A 17246-nucleotide genomic window follows, 5' to 3' on the forward strand; every position below is an offset into this window, starting at 1 on the left:
GGAATTAATTATGCTTGGGCGGGGTTCTGCCCAAAGGTTACCAGGATGTTTCAATCCGTTACAAACTTTGAGTTGAGGTTACAGTTTCGTGACAGTACCTCATTCGCAACCGGGCAAACTGAGTCCGGGAGGCAACCCATGGATTCGTCGTGCAGACAACCCTTGCGACCCCCGTCACCTTCTCTGGCACCGGCCTGCATTCAGGCCGCCCTGTGCGCATGACCGTGAACCCGGCCCCGGCGGGCCACGGGATTCGGTTCCGGCGCACGGACGTGACCGATGGGCGCGACAATATCCTGCCTGCACATTGGCGCGAGGTCGAACAGACCGCGCTTTGCACCCGTCTGATCAACGCGGATGGGGTCACCCTGTCAACCATCGAACATATCATGGCCGCTCTGGCGGGCTGTGGCATCCACAACGCCCTGATCGACATTGACGGGGCCGAGGTGCCGATCCTGGACGGTTCCTCCAGCAAGTTTGTTGCCCGCCTGATCGAGGCTGGCAGCCGCGAACAGGACCGCCCCGTGCATGTGCTGCGCGTGCTGAAACCGGTCGAAGTGCGCAATGGCGACGCCTGGGCGCGCCTGGAACCCGCTGACGGGTTCGAGATTCGCTTTCACATCGATTTCACCGACGCGGCAATCGGCACCCAGGATTTGAGCCTGAACATGGCCAATGGCAGCTTCGTGCGCGAACTGTCGGACTGCCGCACCTTCTGCCGCCAGGCTGACGTGGACACCATGCGCGCCAACGGGCTGGCGCTGGGGGGCACGCTGGAGAACGCCGTGGTCGTCGATGGGGATGCGGTGCTGAGCCCCGGTGGTCTGCGCCGCGCGGACGAGCCGGTCCGCCACAAGATGCTGGATGCTCTGGGTGACCTCTACACCGCAGGCGCGCCGATTCTGGGCCGCTATGTGGGGCATAAGGCCGGTCACGCGATGACCAATGCGCTCCTGCGCGCCCTGTTCGAGGATGACGCCAACTGGTCGCTGGATGTCAGCGATGCGCAGACCGCGCGTCACCTGCCGGGCGTTGGCGTGGGCGCGCATGACCTGCCGCTTTCGGCCTGAGACTTTGTCTGATCTGCGGCGGTTCAGGGCGACCGGCAGGAAACGGCTGCAAAATCGACCATAGACCATTTTGCCCGGAATTTTTCTGTGCTAGTGAGTCTGCAATCAGGCGCGGCTTGGACCGTGCGGGAATGGATTGACGGGGTGGGCGCCACATGACGCGCAACGGGTTCGCTACGAAAGCCTTTGTTTCTCTTGCCGTGATTGGCCTGTTGTCGGGCTGCGGCGGTTTCGGATCGATTGGCAGCGGCTCGCTGGGCAGCGGCTCCAGTTCGGCAGGCAATTCCGGTGGCGGTGGCGGCTTCTTCAGCAGCTTCCGCAGCAACCGCGTCGAACGCAAACCGATCGAGGAATATACCGCCGAAGAAATTTACAAGCGCGGCGAATATGACCTGAACAACAACGAGTTCGAAGACGCCGCCAAATGGTTCGGCGAGGTTGAACGCCTGTATCCCTATTCGGAATGGGCCAAGCGCGGGCTGATCATGCAGGCCTTCGCCCACCACAAGAACCGCGAATATGAACTGTCGCGCGCCACCGCGCAGCGCTTTCTGGACTTCTACCCGGCGGATGAGGACGCGGCCTATGCGCAGTACCTGCTGGCGCTGAGCTATTATGACCAGATCGACGAGATCGGCCGCGATCAGGGGCTGACCTTCCAGGCGCTCCAGGCGTTGCGCGTGGTGATCGAACGCTATCCTGACACGGAATATGCGCGTTCGGCGGTGTTGAAATTCGACCTGGCTTTCAACCACCTCGCTGCGAAAGAGATGGAGATCGGGCGGTACTACCTGAAACGCAACCATTACCCGGCGGCGATCAACCGCTTCCGTGTGGTGGTCGAGCAGTTCCAGACCACCACCCATACGCCCGAAGCGCTGCACCGTCTGGTCGAGGCCTATCTGGCTCTGGGGCTGGATGCCGAGGCGCAGACCGCGGGCGCGATCCTGGGCCACAACTTCCAGTCGACCGAGTGGTACGAGGACAGCTATCGCCTGCTGACCGCCAAGGGGTTGGAACCCGAGGCCACGGGCGACAGCTGGCTGGCGACGCTCTATCGCCAACTGGTCCGGGGCGAATGGCTGTAAGCGCCGATGCTGCGCACGCTTGAAATCCGCGACATGTTGATCATCGACCGGTTGGAGCTGGAATTCCAACCGGGCCTGAACGTGCTGACCGGTGAAACCGGGGCGGGCAAATCGATCCTGCTGGACAGTCTGGGTTTCGTGCTGGGCTGGCGCGGGCGCGCCGATCTGGTACGCGCGGGCGCCGATCAGGGCGAAGTGGTGGCCGAGTTCGATCTATCTGCCGACCACCCCGCCCATGCGGTGCTGGAAGAGGCGGGGATCCCCTCGGACGACGGGCTGATCCTGCGTCGGGTGAACCGCGCCGACGGGCGCAAGACGGCTTGGGTCAATGACCGGCGCGCTTCGGGCGAAGTGCTGCGCGCCCTGTCCGATACGTTGATCGAGCTGCACGGTCAGCAGGACGACCGGGGCCTTCTGAACCCGCGCGTGCACCGCGCTTTGTTGGATGAATTCGGTGGGCTGCACGGTGCGGTCGAGACCTGCCGCAAGCGTTGGCGGGCGCTGTCTGCGGCGCAGAAGGCGCTGGACGAGGCCGAGGCCAAGCTGGAAGCCGCCCGGGCCGACGAGGAGTTCCTGCGCCACGCGGTTGGCGAGCTGGACACGCTGTCGCCGGAGCCGGGCGAAGACGCTGAACTGGACGCGCGCCGCCGTCTGATGCAGGCGGCTGAACGTATCGGCGAGGATATTCAGAAGGCCGCCCAGGCCTTGGGCCATGGCGACGGGGCCGAGGGGCGCATGGGCGACGCCATGCGCTGGCTCGAAGGGGTCGCGGGGGACGCGGGCGAGGCGTTGACCGCGCCGCTGGACGCGCTCGGGCGCGCGATGATCGAGCTGGGCGAGGCCGTGTCGGGCGTCGAGGCCGCGCTGGATACACTGCATTTCAACCCGGCCGAGCTGGAAATGGTCGAAGAGCGTCTGTTCGCGATCCGGGGCCTGGCGCGCAAACACGGGGTCGCGCCGGACGATCTGGGCAGCTTTGCTGAGGACCTGCGCCAGCGCCTTGCTGCCATCGACCACGGGGCCGAGGATATTGCGGCGCTGGCAACCGCCTTGCGCGAGGCGCGTGCGGGCTATGAGACTTGCGCCGAGGCGCTGACCGCGAAACGCAACCGCGCGGCGGCGAAGCTCGACAAGGCCATGGCTGGTGAGCTTGCCCCGTTGAAAATGGAACGCGCAGTCTTTACCACGAAGATTGAGCGGGGGGGCGATGGCCCGGACGGGCGCGACGAGGTGACGTTTACCGTTGCCACCAACCCGGGCGCGCCCTCGGGGCCCCTGAACAAGATTGCCTCGGGCGGCGAACTCAGCCGCTTCCTTCTGGCGCTGAAGGTCTGCCTGACCCGCGACGCCCAGGGGCTGACGATGATCTTTGACGAGATCGACCGCGGTGTCGGCGGTGCCACGGCGGATGCCGTCGGGCGTCGCCTGGCGGCCCTGGCCGCCGATGGAGGCCAGGTGCTGGTGGTAACCCACTCACCCCAGGTGGCCGCCCTGGGGGCGCATCACTGGCGGGTGCAGAAGGATGTGGTCAAGGGCACGACACTGTCGACCGTGGTGCCTTTGGGCGCGGCCGACCGGGTGGACGAGGTTGCGCGCATGCTGTCCGGGGACGTGATCACCGACGCGGCGCGCGGTGCGGCGCGGGAACTGCTGGCCTAACTCAATTTTCTTCGAAGAAAATTGGCAAGAAAATTCGAATTTTCTTGGTCACCGCCCGCGAAACCTGCGCCACAGCGGGCGGATATCCAGCGCGGCAATGGCCAGGCCCAGCGGGATCATCCAGAAGCCTAGGATGGGCAGGAAACCAAATACCCCGCCCACCATGATCACGATCCCCAGCAAAAGCCGAAGCCCCGGTGGCACGTTCAGGCGTACCCAGGCCAGGAAGCGGCGATAGCTGCGGCGAAATCCGCCCCGATCCGGCCCGGGGTCAGTTGCCACGGACCAGTTTGCCCGGATTGAGGATGCCGGTGGGGTCCAGCGCGGTCTTGATGTCGCCCATCACCGCCCAGGCGGCCCCGTGTTCTGCCTCCATGTAGCTCAGCTTGCCCATGCCGACGCCATGTTCGCCGGTTACCGTGCCCCCCAGATCCAGCGCGCGTTCGCTCATGCGCGCGGCCAGGCGCTTGGCCTCGGCCATCTCGACCTCATTGGTGGGATCGACCAGCAGGATCGCGTGGAAATTGCCGTCACCGACATGGCCCAGTATCGGGCCGGGGATGTGGCTTGCGTCGATATCCGCGCGGGTCTCGCCCACCGCGCGGGCGAGTTTCGAGATCGGCACGCAGATGTCCGTGACAATCGCCCGTGCACCGGGACGCAGCCCCAGGCAGGCGTAATAGGCCTGGTGACGCACGCGCCAGAGCCGGTTGCGCTCCTCGGTCTTCGTTGCGCTTTCGAACCCGACCGCGCCGAAGTCACGGGCAATCTCGCCGAACATCTCGGCCTGTTCTTCCACCGCGCTATCCGAGCCGTGAAACTCGACCAGCAGGTGCGGGATTTCGGGCATATGGGTGTCGGAGTGAGCGTTGACCGCCTTCACCGACATCGTGTCGACGAACTCGATCCGCGCCATGGGAATGCCCATCTGGATCGTATGCTGCACCGCGCCCACCGCGTCTTCGAGCCGGTCAAAGGCGCAGACCCCTGCCGAGATCGCCTCGGGTTGGCCCTGGAGCCGAAGGGTGAGTTCCGTGATCACCCCGAGCGTGCCTTCGGAGCCGACGAAGAGCCCGGTCATGTCATAGCCCGCCGAGGACTTCGCGGCGCGCGAACCGGTGCGGATCACCCGCCCGTCAGCCAGCACGACCTCCAGCGCCAGGACATTGTCGCGCATGGTGCCATAGCGTACGGCGGTGGTGCCGCTGGCGCGGGTGGCGGCCATGCCGCCGATGGTGGCATTGGCGCCGGGGTCGACGGAAAAGAACATGCCGGTGGAGCGCAGGTCCTCGTTCAGCTCCTCGCGGGTCAGCCCCGGCTGCACCACGGCGACCATGTCGCCCGGGTCGGCCATGAGCACCCGGTTCATGCGCGAGAAATCCAGGCTGAGCCCGCCGCGGATCGCGCTCGTGTGCCCTTCCAGTGAGGTGCCCGCACCGAAGGGCACCACCGGGCAGCCATGGGCCTGGCAGGTCTTCAGGATCTCGCTGACCTCCTCGGTCGAGACGGGCCAGGCGACGGCATCCGGAGGATTGGGGGGGAAATGGCTTTCGGATTGGCCATGGCTCTCCAGATCGGACTTGGAGCGGCTCAGGCGATCGCCTAACAATGGTGTTAGCGCGGCTAGTGCGGTGTCGATGGTCATGCCACCATTTCCTCATGGTACCCGGGCAAATTTAAGTCAACTGTGAGGCAGTTGGAAGACTACTGAATCGGGGTAGGCATGGGCGAGCCGTTAAAATTGTTTCTATCTCGGTGGGCCCGACAATTTCGTGCCGAGGTCAAGCAGGCCTGGGAGGTCATGCGCGAGCGGGGGCCGAGCCAGGTCCAGTTCTGGCTGATCGCCCTTGTGATCGGTGTGGCCGCCGGGTTTGCTGCCCTGTTTTTTCGCAAGGGAATCGAAGGGTTGCAGGGGTTTCTTTACGGAACCGATGACATTGCGCACCTGCATAGCTGGGCCGGCACCTTGCCCTGGTATTGGGTGCTTCTGCTGCCCGCAATTGGCGGGCTTGTCGTGGGCGCGGTTCTGAACTGGTTCACCCATGACGGACGGGTGCGATCCGTCGCCGATGTGATTGAGGGCGCAGCCCTGTGGGAAGGTCGCGTGGAACGGCGCGCGGGCGTTGGCTCGGCACTGGCCTCCTTCATCACCCTGTCCACGGGAGGCTCGACCGGTCGGGAGGGACCGGTGGTGCATATGGCGGCCGTCATGTCGGCCTGGGTATCGGCCCGGATCAACGCCAACGGAATTACCGGGCGCGACCTGCTGGGTTGCGCCGTGGCCGCCGCCGTGTCGGCCAGTTTCAATGCGCCAATCGCAGGCGCGCTTTTCGCGCTCGAGGTCGTGTTGCGCCACTTTGCGGTCCATGCATTCGCGCCTATCGCCATTGCCAGCGTTGCGGGCACGGTGATCAACCGGATCGAATATGGCGACGTGACCGAGTTCATCTTGCCCGCCGAAGGCTCGCTGGCCTTCTATGTCGAACTGCCCGCCTTCCTGATCCTCGGGGTGATCTGCGGGGCGGTGGCGGTCGTGCTGATGAAGGCGATCTTCTTTGCCGATGATCTGGGCACCACGGTGGTGTCCTGGCTGCGTCTTCCGAGCATCCTGCGCCCCGCGCTGACCGGACTGATGCTGGGCGCCATGGCAATCTGGTATCCGCACATCATTGGCGTCGGCTACGAGACGACCTCGCTCGCGCTGACCGGAGAACTGGTGTTGTGGAACGCGGTCATCTTCGCCGTCCTGAAGGTGATTGCTGTGGCGATCACCATGGCGGGGCGCATGGGGGGCGGGGTCTTTTCGCCCGCGCTGATGATCGGTGCCCTGACCGGGCTGGCTTTCGGCATCATCGCCACGGCGATCTTCCCGGATGTGTCGGGGTCCGAGACGATCTATGCGCTGGCCGGAATGGGCGCAGTCGCGGCGGCGGTGCTGGGCGCGCCGATCTCGACCACGCTGATCATCTTTGAACTCACCGGTGACTGGCAGACCGGCATCGCGGTGATGGCGGCGGTCAGCTTGTCCTCGGCGCTGGCAAGCCGCCTGGTCGACCGGTCCTTCTTTCTTACGCAACTGGAGCGGCGCAACATCCACCTGGCCGCCGGGCCGCAGGCCTACCTTCTGGCCACGGTGCGGGTGGCCAAGATCATGCGCCCTGCCGACGCCCCCAACAGTGCGCCGGAGGAGATCTGTTGGGAGCTGATCGAGCAGGGGGTCTATGTTGACGGCAACGCAACGTTGGAGACGGTCATGCCGATCTTTGAAAGCTCCGGCGCGCTGTTCATCCCGGTGGTGACCCTGCGGGGGGAAGGGGATCCGCCGGAGCTCTGGGGGTCGGTCTTTCAGGTCGATGCCTTGAAGGCGTTCAACCGCGCGCTGGCGGCCACGGCGGCGGAGGAGCATTCCTGAGTGCCGCCAAGCGCTGCGCCTGCGGCGCGCGTGATATCTCGCAGCGAGCTGTGTCGCCGCTCGGGCGGGCATCTGCCTCAGCCTTGCAAAGCCCTCGACAGGGCGCACCAGGCTTCCAGCTCGATGGTTTCGGCCCGCGCTGTGGGTTTGATGCCGACAGAGGTCAGCACCTCCTCGATCTCCGGATGCAGCCCCTTGAGCGAGGCGCGCAGCATCTTGCGGCGCTGGTTGAAGGCGGTGGCGACCACGCTTTGCAGCTTGTTTGCATCGGCGGGGAAACGCGGTTCGGGCAGCGCTTTCAGATGCACTACGGCGCTGTGCACCTTGGGCGGCGGGGAAAAGGCTTCGGGCGGCAGTTCCATGGTGATGGTCGCCTGGGTGCGCCACTGGGCCAGGGTCGCCAGGCGACCGTAGGCCTTGGACCCGGGCTGTGCGGTGATGCGCTGCGCCACTTCGCGCTGGAACATGAGCGTTAGGCTCTCCCAGGCGGGTGGCCAATCCTTGGGGGTCAGCCAGCGCACCAGCAGTTCGGTGCCTACGTTATAGGGTAGGTTGGCGACGATGCGGATCGGCGGGGTCAGGTGATCGAGCGGGTTCAGATCGAGCGCGTCGGCATTGATGGTTTCGAGCTTGCCCGGGTAGACCTCGGCGATCTCGGCAAGCGCACCCATGGCGCGGCTGTCCTTTTCCACCGCGAGCACCTTGCGAGCCCCTTCGGCCAACAGCCCGCGGGTCAACCCGCCGGGACCGGGGCCGACCTCCAACACGTCGCATTCGGACAGGTCGCCCGCCTGGCGCGCAATCTTCGACGTCAGGTTCAGATCAAGGAGGAAGTTCTGCCCCAGCGACTTCTTGGCGACCAGCCCGTGGGACTCGATCACCTGGCGAAGCGGGGGCAGGCTGTCGATCGTGCTCATGCGGTGGCCTTTGCCATCTGGGCGGCCATGCGCAGGGCCGCGATGAGGGAAGAGGGGTTGGCCCAGCCGCTGCCCGCAATGTCGAAGGCGGTGCCGTGATCGGGCGAGGTGCGGATGAAGGGCAGGCCCAGGGTCACGTTCACGCCGCGGTCGAAATCCAGTGTCTTGATCGGGATCAGCGCCTGGTCATGGTACATGCAGATCGCGACGTCATAACGCGCGCGCGCGGCCGGGTGGAACATGGTGTCGGCGGGCAGCGGCCCTTGGATATCAAGGCCCTGCGCGCGCAGATCGTCCAGCAGGGGGGCGATCATCTCGATCTCTTCCATACCCATGGCGCCGCCTTCGCCCGCATGTGGGTTGAGCCCGGCCACGGCAATGCGCGGGGCGGCGATGCCAAAGCGACTTTGCAGGTCGGCGTGGGTGATCCGGATGGTCTGCTCCAGGCTCTCGCGGGTCAGGCGGGTGGGCACGTCATGGATCGGGATGTGGATCGTCGCGGGCACCACGCGCAGCTCCTCGCAGGCCAGCATCATCACCACGTCCGAGGCGCCCGCCAGGTGGGCCAGATATTCGGTATGGCCGGGAAAGGCGAAGCCCGCGCCGTCCTTCAGCGCCTTCTTGTGAATGGGGGCGGTGCAGATGGCCGATGCTTCTCCTGCTTGCACGAGCGCTACTGCGCGCGCGATTGCCTCGATCACATGGGGGGCATGGGCGGCGACGGCTTGGCCCGGATGGCGCGGTGCGTCGAAATCCATCCGCAGCACCGGTACCGCATTGGGCATGACACGAGCGGCATCCGCCGCGCTGTCCACGCATTCGAAGGCCGTGCCAGCAGGCAGGTGGCTTGGGTCGCCCAGTAGGACGAAATCCAGCTCCCCGCGCAGAGCTTCCCAGGCCTGAGGCACGAGGTCCGGACCGATCCCGGCCGGTTCGCCAATGGTCAGCGCAATGGGCACAGCCTTTGCGGGCGCGATCATTCGCCGTCCAGATACTCGATGTGAGCGTCTGCTTTCAGTTCTTCCAGAAAACTGTCTGCATAGGCCACGATGCGCTGGTTGCGTAGCTGGGAGACGATCTCTTCGCGCGAGACCTCTTCCGGCAGAACACGGGTCCGGCCGCAGAGCATGAGGAAAACCATGTTCTGCCCGTCGGCGGTGGTCAGGGCAGTCGACACCTCGCCTTCGTCCAGCTGGGCCAGTTCCATCGCATAATCCGCCGGGATGTCGGCAACTGGCAGCACTTCGACCACCAGGCGCTCTTCCGGCTGGCCCTTGGCGACGCCGTAGAGGTCGTCACAGGTGTCGACCTGGCGGCGCACCTTTTCGGCCTGCGCCTGGTCGCCTGCGGGCAGGAAATAGCTGGCAAACTCGATCGAGACATCTTCGGGTGCGGCGCTGTCGGTTTCCAGGATGTCACGCATCTGGAACAGGGCGATGGCGTTACGCACCGGGATCGGTTCGGAGACCTGACCGGGGCTCAGCGGCAGCACCTTGGCGGCGACCTGCGGCGGCAGGTCGGCCAGATCGATCCAGTCCATGCGCCCCGAGCGCGCCTTGGAGGGCGAAACCGAGAAGTTGCGCGCCGCCTGGGCGAAGGCGGGCAAGGTGTTGATTTGCGCCAGACGCTCGGCCCGGGCCAGGCTGGCGCGCTGGTTTTCAGGCGTGTCGGCAGGCAGGATGATTTCGGACAGCAGCACACGGACCCCGGCACCCGGCTGGGTCAGCGCAATGGCGCGGTCGATCTCTGCCTCGGTGATCTGTACACGGGAGACGAAACGCGCGCGCACCACTTCGCGCCACAAGACACCGACGCCGACGAAATCGCGGAAGGTTTCGGCGGCGACACCTTCCTGGGCAATGGCGGTGAGGAAGGCATCCACCTCAAGATTGGCGCGACCGGCAAATTCGGTCATGGCCGCCTGCAGGGCTTCCTCGTTCAGTTGAATGCCCATCTGGCGGGCTGCATCCAGTTGCAGACGTTCTTCGATCAGGCGGTCCAGTGAAATCTGTTCCAGATCGCCTGGTGCCCGCAAAAGTCGCATGAAAGCAATGCGTTGGGACAGTTCGTAGGCGGTGACAACCTGATCGTTCACCTTGACCACTGGTGCGAAAAGGTTCTGCGCCTGCACCGTGGCCGGAAGGGACGTCCCCAGGCTCAACCCCAGCCCAACGGCCAGGCCCAAGGCCGATACCAATCCGGAAATCCGGGCCCCGGCCCGGCGTGTCAGCGAAGTAACAATGGCCTTCATCTTCAATCTACCCACGTTGTCAGTCCGTCTTCTATCGCGCACATGTCGCCCCTCGCGACCCGCGGCGGCCACCCACACCGTTCAGCGAAATGCCGAGCCCGATATTCGTGGTCGGCTTCACACTAGTCGATGAGGTGAAGCGACGCGAGAGGGAAAGGTCCACGCTGACGCATTCATTACTGTATTCCAGCCCAAGCCCGGCCTTGGTCAGGTTGTCGAGGTCAAGGTCATAGCGCCAGTCCGCGCTGGCGCGCCAGTTGTCATTGATCTGGAGGGTCGAATCCCAGCTCCATTCATGCACCGGGGCATCGCGCCCCTCGGCGGGATCGGCATCGACCCAGATATGTCCGGTGGCAAAGGCGAAACGGTCGTTTTGAAACATCGCCAGGACTTCTGATTTGTTGATCGAATCCTCGGTGCTGAACAGGGTACGGGCCTGCAGAGCGAAGCGGTCGGCAAGCTGGACCTGCCCGGCCACCAGCCAGTCAGAGGCATCGCCGGACAGGCCCGATACGGTGCTGAACTGATCCAGGTCCTGATTGTACCAGACCCGTCCGGCGGCCAGGGAATAGGTCCAGCCTGTGGGGTTGAAGCGGGTCCAGGTCAAACCCAGGGCAGCGCGCGAGCCGGTTTCGATCGCGTCCTGGCCGGGGAAGCGGTCGAGCGAGAACAGGTTTGTCTCGTCAAACTCGACAAGGGTGCTGTCCTCATTGGGCACGTCAGCGCCCACACGGTCGGTCCAGGCCAGATGTGCCACCGGTTCGAGCACCTCAAGCGCACCGGAGTCCGTGGTGCGTGACATCGGGTAGCGCAGGGTCACCCCGGCAGTGGGCGTGATATGCGCGGAGTTGGTGGTAAAGGCGCTGTCATCCTGCCAAACCCAGTAGCTGTCGGCATCGACACGTCCGCGCAGCTCGGCCTCGATTCCACCGGCAAGCACCCAGTCGCGTCGCCATTCCCCGGCAAAACTCAACCGCGCGCCGTCGCGGCCCGCGCCGCCGACCGGATCTTCGCTCTCGCGCCAGTAGGTATCGCCCGAAACCTGCCAGAAGCCACCACCACCCATGGTGCCGTCATAGCGCCTTTCATAGAGGAACTCGGCCTGACCAAAGGGCAGTTCGCCCGAGCTGTCGATCTCGTCCGCACGCAGGGTTTCATATTGGGTCAGCCCGGCCAGGATGAACTCGTCCCGCCGTGTGCGGGACAGGGCCACGTGGCTTTCCAGACGGTCAGTATCGCTATAGTCGTAATCGGTCAGATAGCTTTCATCCGACACCTGTTCGATGCCGAAATCGAGCCGGAAATCGCGTCCAACCTCGAACTGGCCGCCGCCGAACAGATACCACCGGGCGCGCCCTGGTAGTAGGTCGTCGTCGCTGACCGCGCCATCGAACGCAATGCGTCCCTTGGTGAAGGCCTGCCGATAGCGCAGCTCGACCGTGTTGGTGTTCGAGGTCACGAAAGGCGTAACCGTTAGGTCGGCGTGGTCGCCGAGGCGGAAGAAATAGGGCACACGCAGCCCCTTGCCCAGTCGGGTCGACGTCGACAGGCGTGGCGCCAGGAACCCGGTGGCCCGGTCAAGCGTCGGGTCGGGCATGCGCAGGCGGGGCAGCCAGAACACGGGCATGCCCATCACCCGGAACTGGGCATTGGAGAAATAGAGCTGCCGTTCCTCGGCATCATGCACCATTTCCTGGGCGCGGATCTCCCACAGCGGAGTCGGGCGGGCCAGGCAGACCTCGCAGGACGATGCAACGACCTTGGCTGCCTGGGTATAACGCCCGCCGACGCGGTTGAGTTCCGCTGCGGCGATCTGCATCTGCTGGTCCAGCACAACCCGGGCGCTTTGCATAATCCCTTCGGACAGGTCGGTCGACAGCTCGGCCGCATCGGCCAGCACGATCACCGCGCCGCTGTTCTGGGTCAGCGTGATCGGCCCCTCGATCTCCAACGTGTCATTGGTGCGGTCGTAGCTGAGGCGCGTGGCGCTGAGGCGCACGCCGTCATGCAGCACGACGACATTGCCTGTCGCCTCGATCTGGCCGGGACCGGTGGTGCGCACGCTATCGGCCACCAGCGTGGTCGCGGCGGATTGGGCGGGGCCGGATTGAGCCAGCGCCGGGGGCGGGGTCGAGGGCAGGGCGACGCTCAGGGCCAGGGCGGCCAGAGTGCTGCGCAGGCGCATCTTGCGGCTCTTCATCATCCGTCCTCCAGATGCAGAAGGATGCCCAGTGACATCAGGATCGCCGCCACCGGCGGGGTCCAAGCGGCAATCATGACGGGGATCTGCCCGTTTTCACCCAGGATCTGCGCGAAATTGCGGATGAAATAGATGCCAAAGCCGAAGATCAGCGCCATCAGCACCATCAGCCCGGTATGACCGAAGCGTGTGTGGCGCATGGTGAAACCCGCCCCGATCAGCACCATGGCGATCAGGAACAGCGGTGTGGCCAGCTCCATCTGCAACCAGACCTTATGCGCACGGGCCGAAAACCCGGCTTGCTCCAACTGCGCGACGAAGCTTGGAAGATCCCAGATGGAAATGGTCGACGGGTTGCCGAAACTGTCCTCGATCTGGGTCTGGGTCAGGTTCGAGGCCACCCAATAGACCCGATGGGTGATTGCCCGGGTTTCGGGGTTCTTGGAGGTCAGATCCCAGACCTTGGCGTCGCGCAGCGCCCAGCGGCCTACGTCCAGCCTTGCCTCGGTTGCGACAATCCGGGTCAGGGGGCGGCCATCGGTGTCGAAGGCGAAGAAGGTCACGTCAAACAGCTGGGTCCCCGTTACGCCCGAGCGCTGGGCGTGGATCACCGTCTGGCCGGTGTCATTGCCCTGGCGCAGCCACAGCCCTTCGGTCGAGATCGACAGGATCTGGCTTGTGTTGCCTGCATATTTCGCCGCCAGCAGGTCATATTGCTTGGCGGTCGCGGCGGCCAAGGGGTTGAACACGGCCAGCGACACAAGGCCGATGGCCAGCACGGTCAGCACCGGAGCGACCAGGGTGATCAGCGCTGATCGCCCCGCCGCGCGTGTCACCACCATTTCCGAGCTCCGCGCCAAGCCCAGGAACATCGACAGGGTCGACAGGATCACCACCAGGGGAAGGATGCGGTACATCCATTCGGGCATGTTGGTGGCCACCAGTTGCAGAAGCTCGCCGAACCCGACCTGGGTTGCATCGTATTTGCGGACCTGCTCCAGCATGTCCATCAGCATGAAGATGCAGGCCAGGATCAGCGCGGTGATCACGAAAGACCGCAGGAAGCGCCGCGCGATGTAGAAATGCAGCGTCATGCGGGCAGCTCCCCGACGGGTTTGGGCGCCTTCGGACGGCGCGTGAACAGGGCCGGGCGGGCCGAAACCCACAGGACCGCGGCACAGACGAACAGACCAACGAGCGGCGCCAGATAGACCAGCATCCAGCCCATGTCGTCGCTGCGCGCTGCATCCGACATGGAATTGTCCAGCGTCAACAGCAGGATGAACAGAACCGCCGCGCCCAGCATCTGGCGCCACAGGCCAAACCGGCTGAAACTGCCCAGCATCAGCACCGAAAACCCGACCAGAGCGGCGACCAGGGTCATGACCGCGCGGCCCGTTCGCTCATGCCCTTCGGCCAGGAAGGCGGCGCGGGGGGTGTTCAACACGCGTTGCAGTGCCTCGGGCGCGGTCAGGAGCTCGACGGTGGAGAGGGTGCGTAGGGTGATCGCCGGGATCATGCCCTGTTGGATCAACGCGCCGAGGTCATAGGTGAAATCGTCGAAGGTGGTGGTGGACAGCCCTCCGTCGCGGGTGGAGAGGATCTGCGCCAACCCGTCGAACATGACCAGTTTCGGGCCAGCCTCGGCCCGCACCACCAAGGCGCGCTGAGCGGTGTAGGTTACGTGGCGCGCGGCCTCGCGCGTGTCGGTCAGGAACAGGTCGCGCAGCTCGCCCTCGGGTGTGATTTCGCGGATATAGAGTGTAATCCCGTCGGCGGGGTGTTCAAACGAGCCCTGGGCGAGGAAGCGCGCGGTGATGTTCTGGGCGATCTCGGCCTGACGTTCGGCCAGGCGTTTCTGGCTGGTGGGCACCAGCACATGGGTCAGAAGCGCCACGAACAGCCCGGCGATGAGGCCGAAGGCCAGCACGGGTCGGGCCAGGCGGAAGGGTGAATAGCCCGCAGCTTCGGCCACCACCAGCTCGCTTTCCGAACTCAACCGATTGGTAACGAAGATCGCCGCAGCAAGAGCTGCGAAGGGCACCACGGCGGCAATCATTGACGGCAGGGTCAGGGCCGTGAACTCCAGGAAAACAAGGATGCTTTCGCCGTTTGCCACCAGCTGGTCGAACAGGCGCACGGCGCGGTTCACCCAGTAGATCAGCACCAGCACAAGGGCAAAGAAGCCGAACAGCACCGTCAGCTGTGACAGCAGGTATCTGTCGAATCTTGCCAATGCTTCCCCCAAAGCGCTTTTGCAGTGGTTCGGTTCTAACGGATCGGCGGGGCGGGGAAAACTGCTTTTGCCCGGAATTCCCGTGATATGCGGGGCATTTTGCCGAAGCTGTCGCACGCCTTGCAAAACAGGGACGCGCGCGAGACGCAGGCTGGGCGACAAATTGCCGACAGGCGCGGTGGCCGGGGCGTCTGGTCAAACCCGCCCGTGACCGCTACCAATGGCGGCGAACCCGTCTGACAGGAGAGTATTCATGACGTCTGTGACCCAAGCCAAGTTTGTCGAACTGGATCTGGAGGCGCTGGCCACCGCCCCGGGCCGCGTGGTGGTGTTCCTGTCGGGCGACGGGCCGCTGGACAAGGGCGCGCGCCGGGTGAACCGGCTGACCCGTGGCGCGCTGGAACGTGTGCGTGACAGCGAAGGCTTTGCCAAGATGAAAGCCGGCGACGCGGTTGAGCTGCCCTGGCCCTCGGGCATGGCCGCCGAAGCGGTGCAGGTGGTGCGCCTGGATCGCCGTGCTCCGGTGCTGGACGTGCGCAAGGCGGGCGGCGCGATCGGCAAGGCGGGCGCGGGCAAGCCGGTCCTGGTCGTCGCAAACACAATCCGCCATGGTGAGGAACTGGCCCTGGGCGCCATGCTGCGCGCCTACAAATTCAATCCGCACCGCACCGGCGAGGCGGGCGAGGTGAAGGAGGGCAGCCTGACCTTTACCGTCAACAAGGTCGAAGAAGCCACTGGCAAGGCCGACACACTGGCCGCCCTGGCTGAAGGCGTCTTCATGACCCGTGATCTGGTCAACGAGCCGTCGAATGTGCTGACCACCACTGAATTCGCCAGCCGCCTCAAGGAGATGGAGGCGATCGGCCTCGAGGTCACCGTGCTGGAAGAAGCCGAGCTGGAAGAGCTGGGCATGCGTGCGCTTCTGGGCGTCGGGCAGGGCTCGGAAAGCCCGTCCAAGGTCGTGGTGATGGAATGGAAGGGCGGCGACAAGGACGCGCGACCCTTCGCGCTGATCGGCAAGGGCGTGGTGTTTGACACCGGCGGCATCAGCCTGAAACCGGCGGGCGGCATGGAAGACATGACCATGGACATGGGCGGCGCGGGCACCGTGGCGGGCGCGATGAAGGCGCTGGCCCTGCGCAAGGCGAACGCCAATGTGGTTGGCATCGTCGGCCTGGTCGAAAACATGCCCGACGGCCGCGCGCAGCGCCCGGGTGACATTGTCGCCTCGATGAAGGGCGACACGATCGAGGTGATCAATACCGATGCCGAGGGGCGCTTGGTGCTGTGCGACATCATGTGGTACGCGCAGGAGAAGTATAATCCCGCCGGCATGATCGACCTGGCCACCCTCACCGGTGCGATCATCATCGGTCTGGGCAACGAGAACACCGGCGTCTTCTCGAACGACGACGCGCTGTGCAAGAGCTTCCTGAAGGCCGCCGAGGTCGAGGGCGAAGGCGCCTGGCGCATGCCCCTGGGCGCGGCCTATGACAAGCTTCTGAAGTCGGACAAGGCGGACATGAAGAATGTTGGTGGCCGGGCCGCGGGCTCGATCACCGCGGCGCAGTTCCTGCAGCGCTTCGTCAAGGATGGCACGCCCTGGATCCACCTGGATATTGCGGGCACGGCCACCGCATCCTCAGGCACGCCACTGGCGCCCAAGGGCGCGACCGGTTGGGGCGTCCTGGCGCTGAACCGTCTGATTGCCGATCTGCAGGAAGGCTGAGCAAAAGGCGATGAGCGAAGTCTACTTCTACCACATGACCCACGCGCCACTGGAGGCGACCTTGCCCTTTCTTCTGGGCAAGTCGCTGGAGGCTGGATGGCGCGTGGTCGTGCGGGGGCGGGAGGCACGGCGCATCGCCTGGTTGGACGAGAAACTGTGGCTGGGGCCCGAGGAAGGGTTCCTGCCACATGGCCGTGCGGGCGGGCCGCATGATGCGGATCAGCCGATCCTGCTGACCACCGATGACGCCTTGCCCAATGGCGCGGCGGCGCTGGTGTCGATTGATGGAGCGGATGTGACGTCTGAAGAACTCACAGGGCTGACCCGGGCGATGATCCTGTTCGACGGAAACGATCCGCAAGCAGTGGACCATGCGCGCGGCCAGTGGAAGGCGCTGACCGGAGCCGGGGTCAAGGCCAAGTACTGGAGCCAGGAAACCGGCCGCTGGGAAATGAAGGCCGAGAGCAAGTAGCGCGTGTCCGGCGTTGCCAAACGGTGTCGCTGCGCGACGCTTGATTTCTGTGGGTGGGGGCGCTGCCCCAGGCGACAAGACCTTGCGGGTCTTGTGGCACTCCCCCGGGAAATTTTGGGAAAGCTGAAAGCCGGAGGACACGGCCAGGCCGGGCGAGGTGCTGCCCTCAGTTCGGGCGGCCCTCTTTTCATCTTTCCGAAAGTATCCCG

The 17246-nt window shown here is 65.0% G+C and carries 14 protein-coding genes; 6 read left to right on the plus strand and 8 right to left on the minus strand.

The window, feature by feature from the left end:
- Positions 1-149: 149 nt before the first annotated feature.
- From lpxC to recN, 3 genes are all read left to right on the plus strand, one after another.
- The gene (lpxC, locus tag ACO07D_RS14565) at positions 150-1073 is read left to right on the plus strand and encodes a UDP-3-O-acyl-N-acetylglucosamine deacetylase (protein WP_421703671.1); all 924 of its coding nucleotides are present in this window, start codon (positions 150-152) and stop codon (positions 1071-1073) included.
- Positions 1074-1228: 155 nt separating this feature from the next.
- Entirely contained in the window at positions 1229-2161 is a 933-nt protein-coding gene (locus tag ACO07D_RS14570; RefSeq protein WP_421703672.1) for an outer membrane protein assembly factor BamD, read from the plus strand.
- A gap of 6 nt (positions 2162-2167) precedes the next feature.
- Positions 2168-3820 (plus strand): DNA repair protein RecN, encoded by a 1653-nt coding sequence (gene recN / locus ACO07D_RS14575; protein WP_421703673.1) that lies wholly within the window; start codon positions 2168-2170, stop codon positions 3818-3820.
- A gap of 48 nt (positions 3821-3868) precedes the next feature.
- Here the strand turns inward: recN and ACO07D_RS14580 are convergent, their stop codons facing one another.
- Both ACO07D_RS14580 and ACO07D_RS14585 read right to left on the minus strand, forming a co-directional pair.
- Positions 3869-4102 (minus strand): hypothetical protein, encoded by a 234-nt coding sequence (locus ACO07D_RS14580; RefSeq protein ID WP_421703674.1) that lies wholly within the window; start codon positions 4100-4102, stop codon positions 3869-3871.
- Positions 4092-5465 carry an FAD-binding oxidoreductase gene (locus ACO07D_RS14585; protein ID WP_421703675.1) on the minus strand — a complete coding sequence of 458 codons (1374 nt, stop codon included), beginning with the start codon at positions 5463-5465 and terminating at the stop codon, positions 4092-4094. Before ACO07D_RS14585 ends, ACO07D_RS14580 begins: the two co-directional genes overlap by 11 nt.
- 156 nt (positions 5466-5621) lie before the next feature.
- Here ACO07D_RS14585 and ACO07D_RS14590 point away from each other — a divergent pair, with 156 nt between their 5' ends.
- Positions 5622-7232 carry a chloride channel protein gene (locus tag ACO07D_RS14590; protein WP_421703676.1) on the plus strand — a complete coding sequence of 537 codons (1611 nt, stop codon included), beginning with the start codon at positions 5622-5624 and terminating at the stop codon, positions 7230-7232.
- A gap of 77 nt (positions 7233-7309) precedes the next feature.
- Here ACO07D_RS14590 and rsmA read toward each other — a convergent pair whose 3' ends face one another.
- The 6 genes from rsmA to lptF are packed head-to-tail and all read right to left on the minus strand — an operon-like array spanning position 7310 to position 14836.
- Positions 7310-8149 (minus strand): 16S rRNA (adenine(1518)-N(6)/adenine(1519)-N(6))-dimethyltransferase RsmA, encoded by an 840-nt coding sequence (rsmA, locus tag ACO07D_RS14595; protein ID WP_421703677.1) that lies wholly within the window; start codon positions 8147-8149, stop codon positions 7310-7312.
- Positions 8146-9129, minus strand: a complete 984-nt coding sequence (gene pdxA, locus ACO07D_RS14600; RefSeq protein ID WP_421703678.1) for a 4-hydroxythreonine-4-phosphate dehydrogenase PdxA — start codon at positions 9127-9129, stop codon at positions 8146-8148. The genes rsmA and pdxA overlap by 4 nt, the downstream gene beginning before the upstream one ends.
- Positions 9126-10400, minus strand: a complete 1275-nt coding sequence (locus ACO07D_RS14605; RefSeq protein ID WP_421703679.1) for a peptidylprolyl isomerase — start codon at positions 10398-10400, stop codon at positions 9126-9128. Before ACO07D_RS14605 ends, pdxA begins: the two co-directional genes overlap by 4 nt.
- A 31-nt stretch (positions 10401-10431) precedes the next feature.
- The gene (locus tag ACO07D_RS14610; protein ID WP_421703680.1) at positions 10432-12603 is read right to left on the minus strand and encodes an LPS-assembly protein LptD; all 2172 of its coding nucleotides are present in this window, start codon (positions 12601-12603) and stop codon (positions 10432-10434) included.
- On the minus strand, positions 12600-13694 hold the full coding sequence (lptG, locus tag ACO07D_RS14615; protein WP_421703681.1) for an LPS export ABC transporter permease LptG: 1095 nt from the start codon (positions 13692-13694) through the stop codon (positions 12600-12602). Before lptG ends, ACO07D_RS14610 begins: the two co-directional genes overlap by 4 nt.
- Positions 13691-14836, minus strand: a complete 1146-nt coding sequence (gene lptF, locus ACO07D_RS14620) for an LPS export ABC transporter permease LptF (RefSeq protein ID WP_421703682.1) — start codon at positions 14834-14836, stop codon at positions 13691-13693. The genes lptG and lptF overlap by 4 nt, the downstream gene beginning before the upstream one ends.
- 253 nt (positions 14837-15089) lie before the next feature.
- Here lptF and ACO07D_RS14625 point away from each other — a divergent pair, with 253 nt between their 5' ends.
- Positions 15090-16565: a leucyl aminopeptidase gene (locus tag ACO07D_RS14625; RefSeq protein WP_421703683.1), complete on the plus strand. Its 1476-nt coding sequence runs from the start codon at positions 15090-15092 to the stop codon at positions 16563-16565.
- A gap of 10 nt (positions 16566-16575) precedes the next feature.
- Positions 16576-17037, plus strand: coding sequence for a DNA polymerase III subunit chi (locus ACO07D_RS14630; RefSeq protein WP_421703684.1), 462 nt, complete (start codon positions 16576-16578; stop codon positions 17035-17037).
- The last annotated feature ends 209 nt before the right edge of the window (positions 17038-17246 follow it).

It is taken from the genome of Aliiroseovarius sp., from assembly GCF_965228805.1.
Lineage (GTDB): Bacteria > Pseudomonadota > Alphaproteobacteria > Rhodobacterales > Rhodobacteraceae > JASBTN01.

Bases quoted from the DNA above. Each gene is read 5' to 3' on its own strand.
- ACO07D_RS14630 (WP_421703684.1), top strand. From the start codon at position 16,576: ATGAGCGAAGTCTACTTCTACCACATGACCCACGCGCCACTGGAGGCG.
- lptG (WP_421703681.1), bottom strand. From the start codon at position 13,694: ATGACGCTGCATTTCTACATCGCGCGGCGCTTCCTGCGGTCTTTCGTG.
- ACO07D_RS14605 (WP_421703679.1), bottom strand. From the start codon at position 10,400: ATGAAGGCCATTGTTACTTCGCTGACACGCCGGGCCGGGGCCCGGATT.
- rsmA (WP_421703677.1), bottom strand. From the start codon at position 8,149: ATGAGCACGATCGACAGCCTGCCCCCGCTTCGCCAGGTGATCGAGTCC.
- ACO07D_RS14610 (WP_421703680.1), bottom strand. From the start codon at position 12,603: ATGATGAAGAGCCGCAAGATGCGCCTGCGCAGCACTCTGGCCGCCCTG.
- recN (WP_421703673.1), top strand. From the start codon at position 2,168: ATGCTGCGCACGCTTGAAATCCGCGACATGTTGATCATCGACCGGTTG.
- ACO07D_RS14570 (WP_421703672.1), top strand. From the start codon at position 1,229: ATGACGCGCAACGGGTTCGCTACGAAAGCCTTTGTTTCTCTTGCCGTG.
- ACO07D_RS14590 (WP_421703676.1), top strand. From the start codon at position 5,622: ATGCGCGAGCGGGGGCCGAGCCAGGTCCAGTTCTGGCTGATCGCCCTT.
- pdxA (WP_421703678.1), bottom strand. From the start codon at position 9,129: ATGATCGCGCCCGCAAAGGCTGTGCCCATTGCGCTGACCATTGGCGAA.
- ACO07D_RS14585 (WP_421703675.1), bottom strand. From the start codon at position 5,465: ATGACCATCGACACCGCACTAGCCGCGCTAACACCATTGTTAGGCGAT.
- ACO07D_RS14625 (WP_421703683.1), top strand. From the start codon at position 15,090: ATGACGTCTGTGACCCAAGCCAAGTTTGTCGAACTGGATCTGGAGGCG.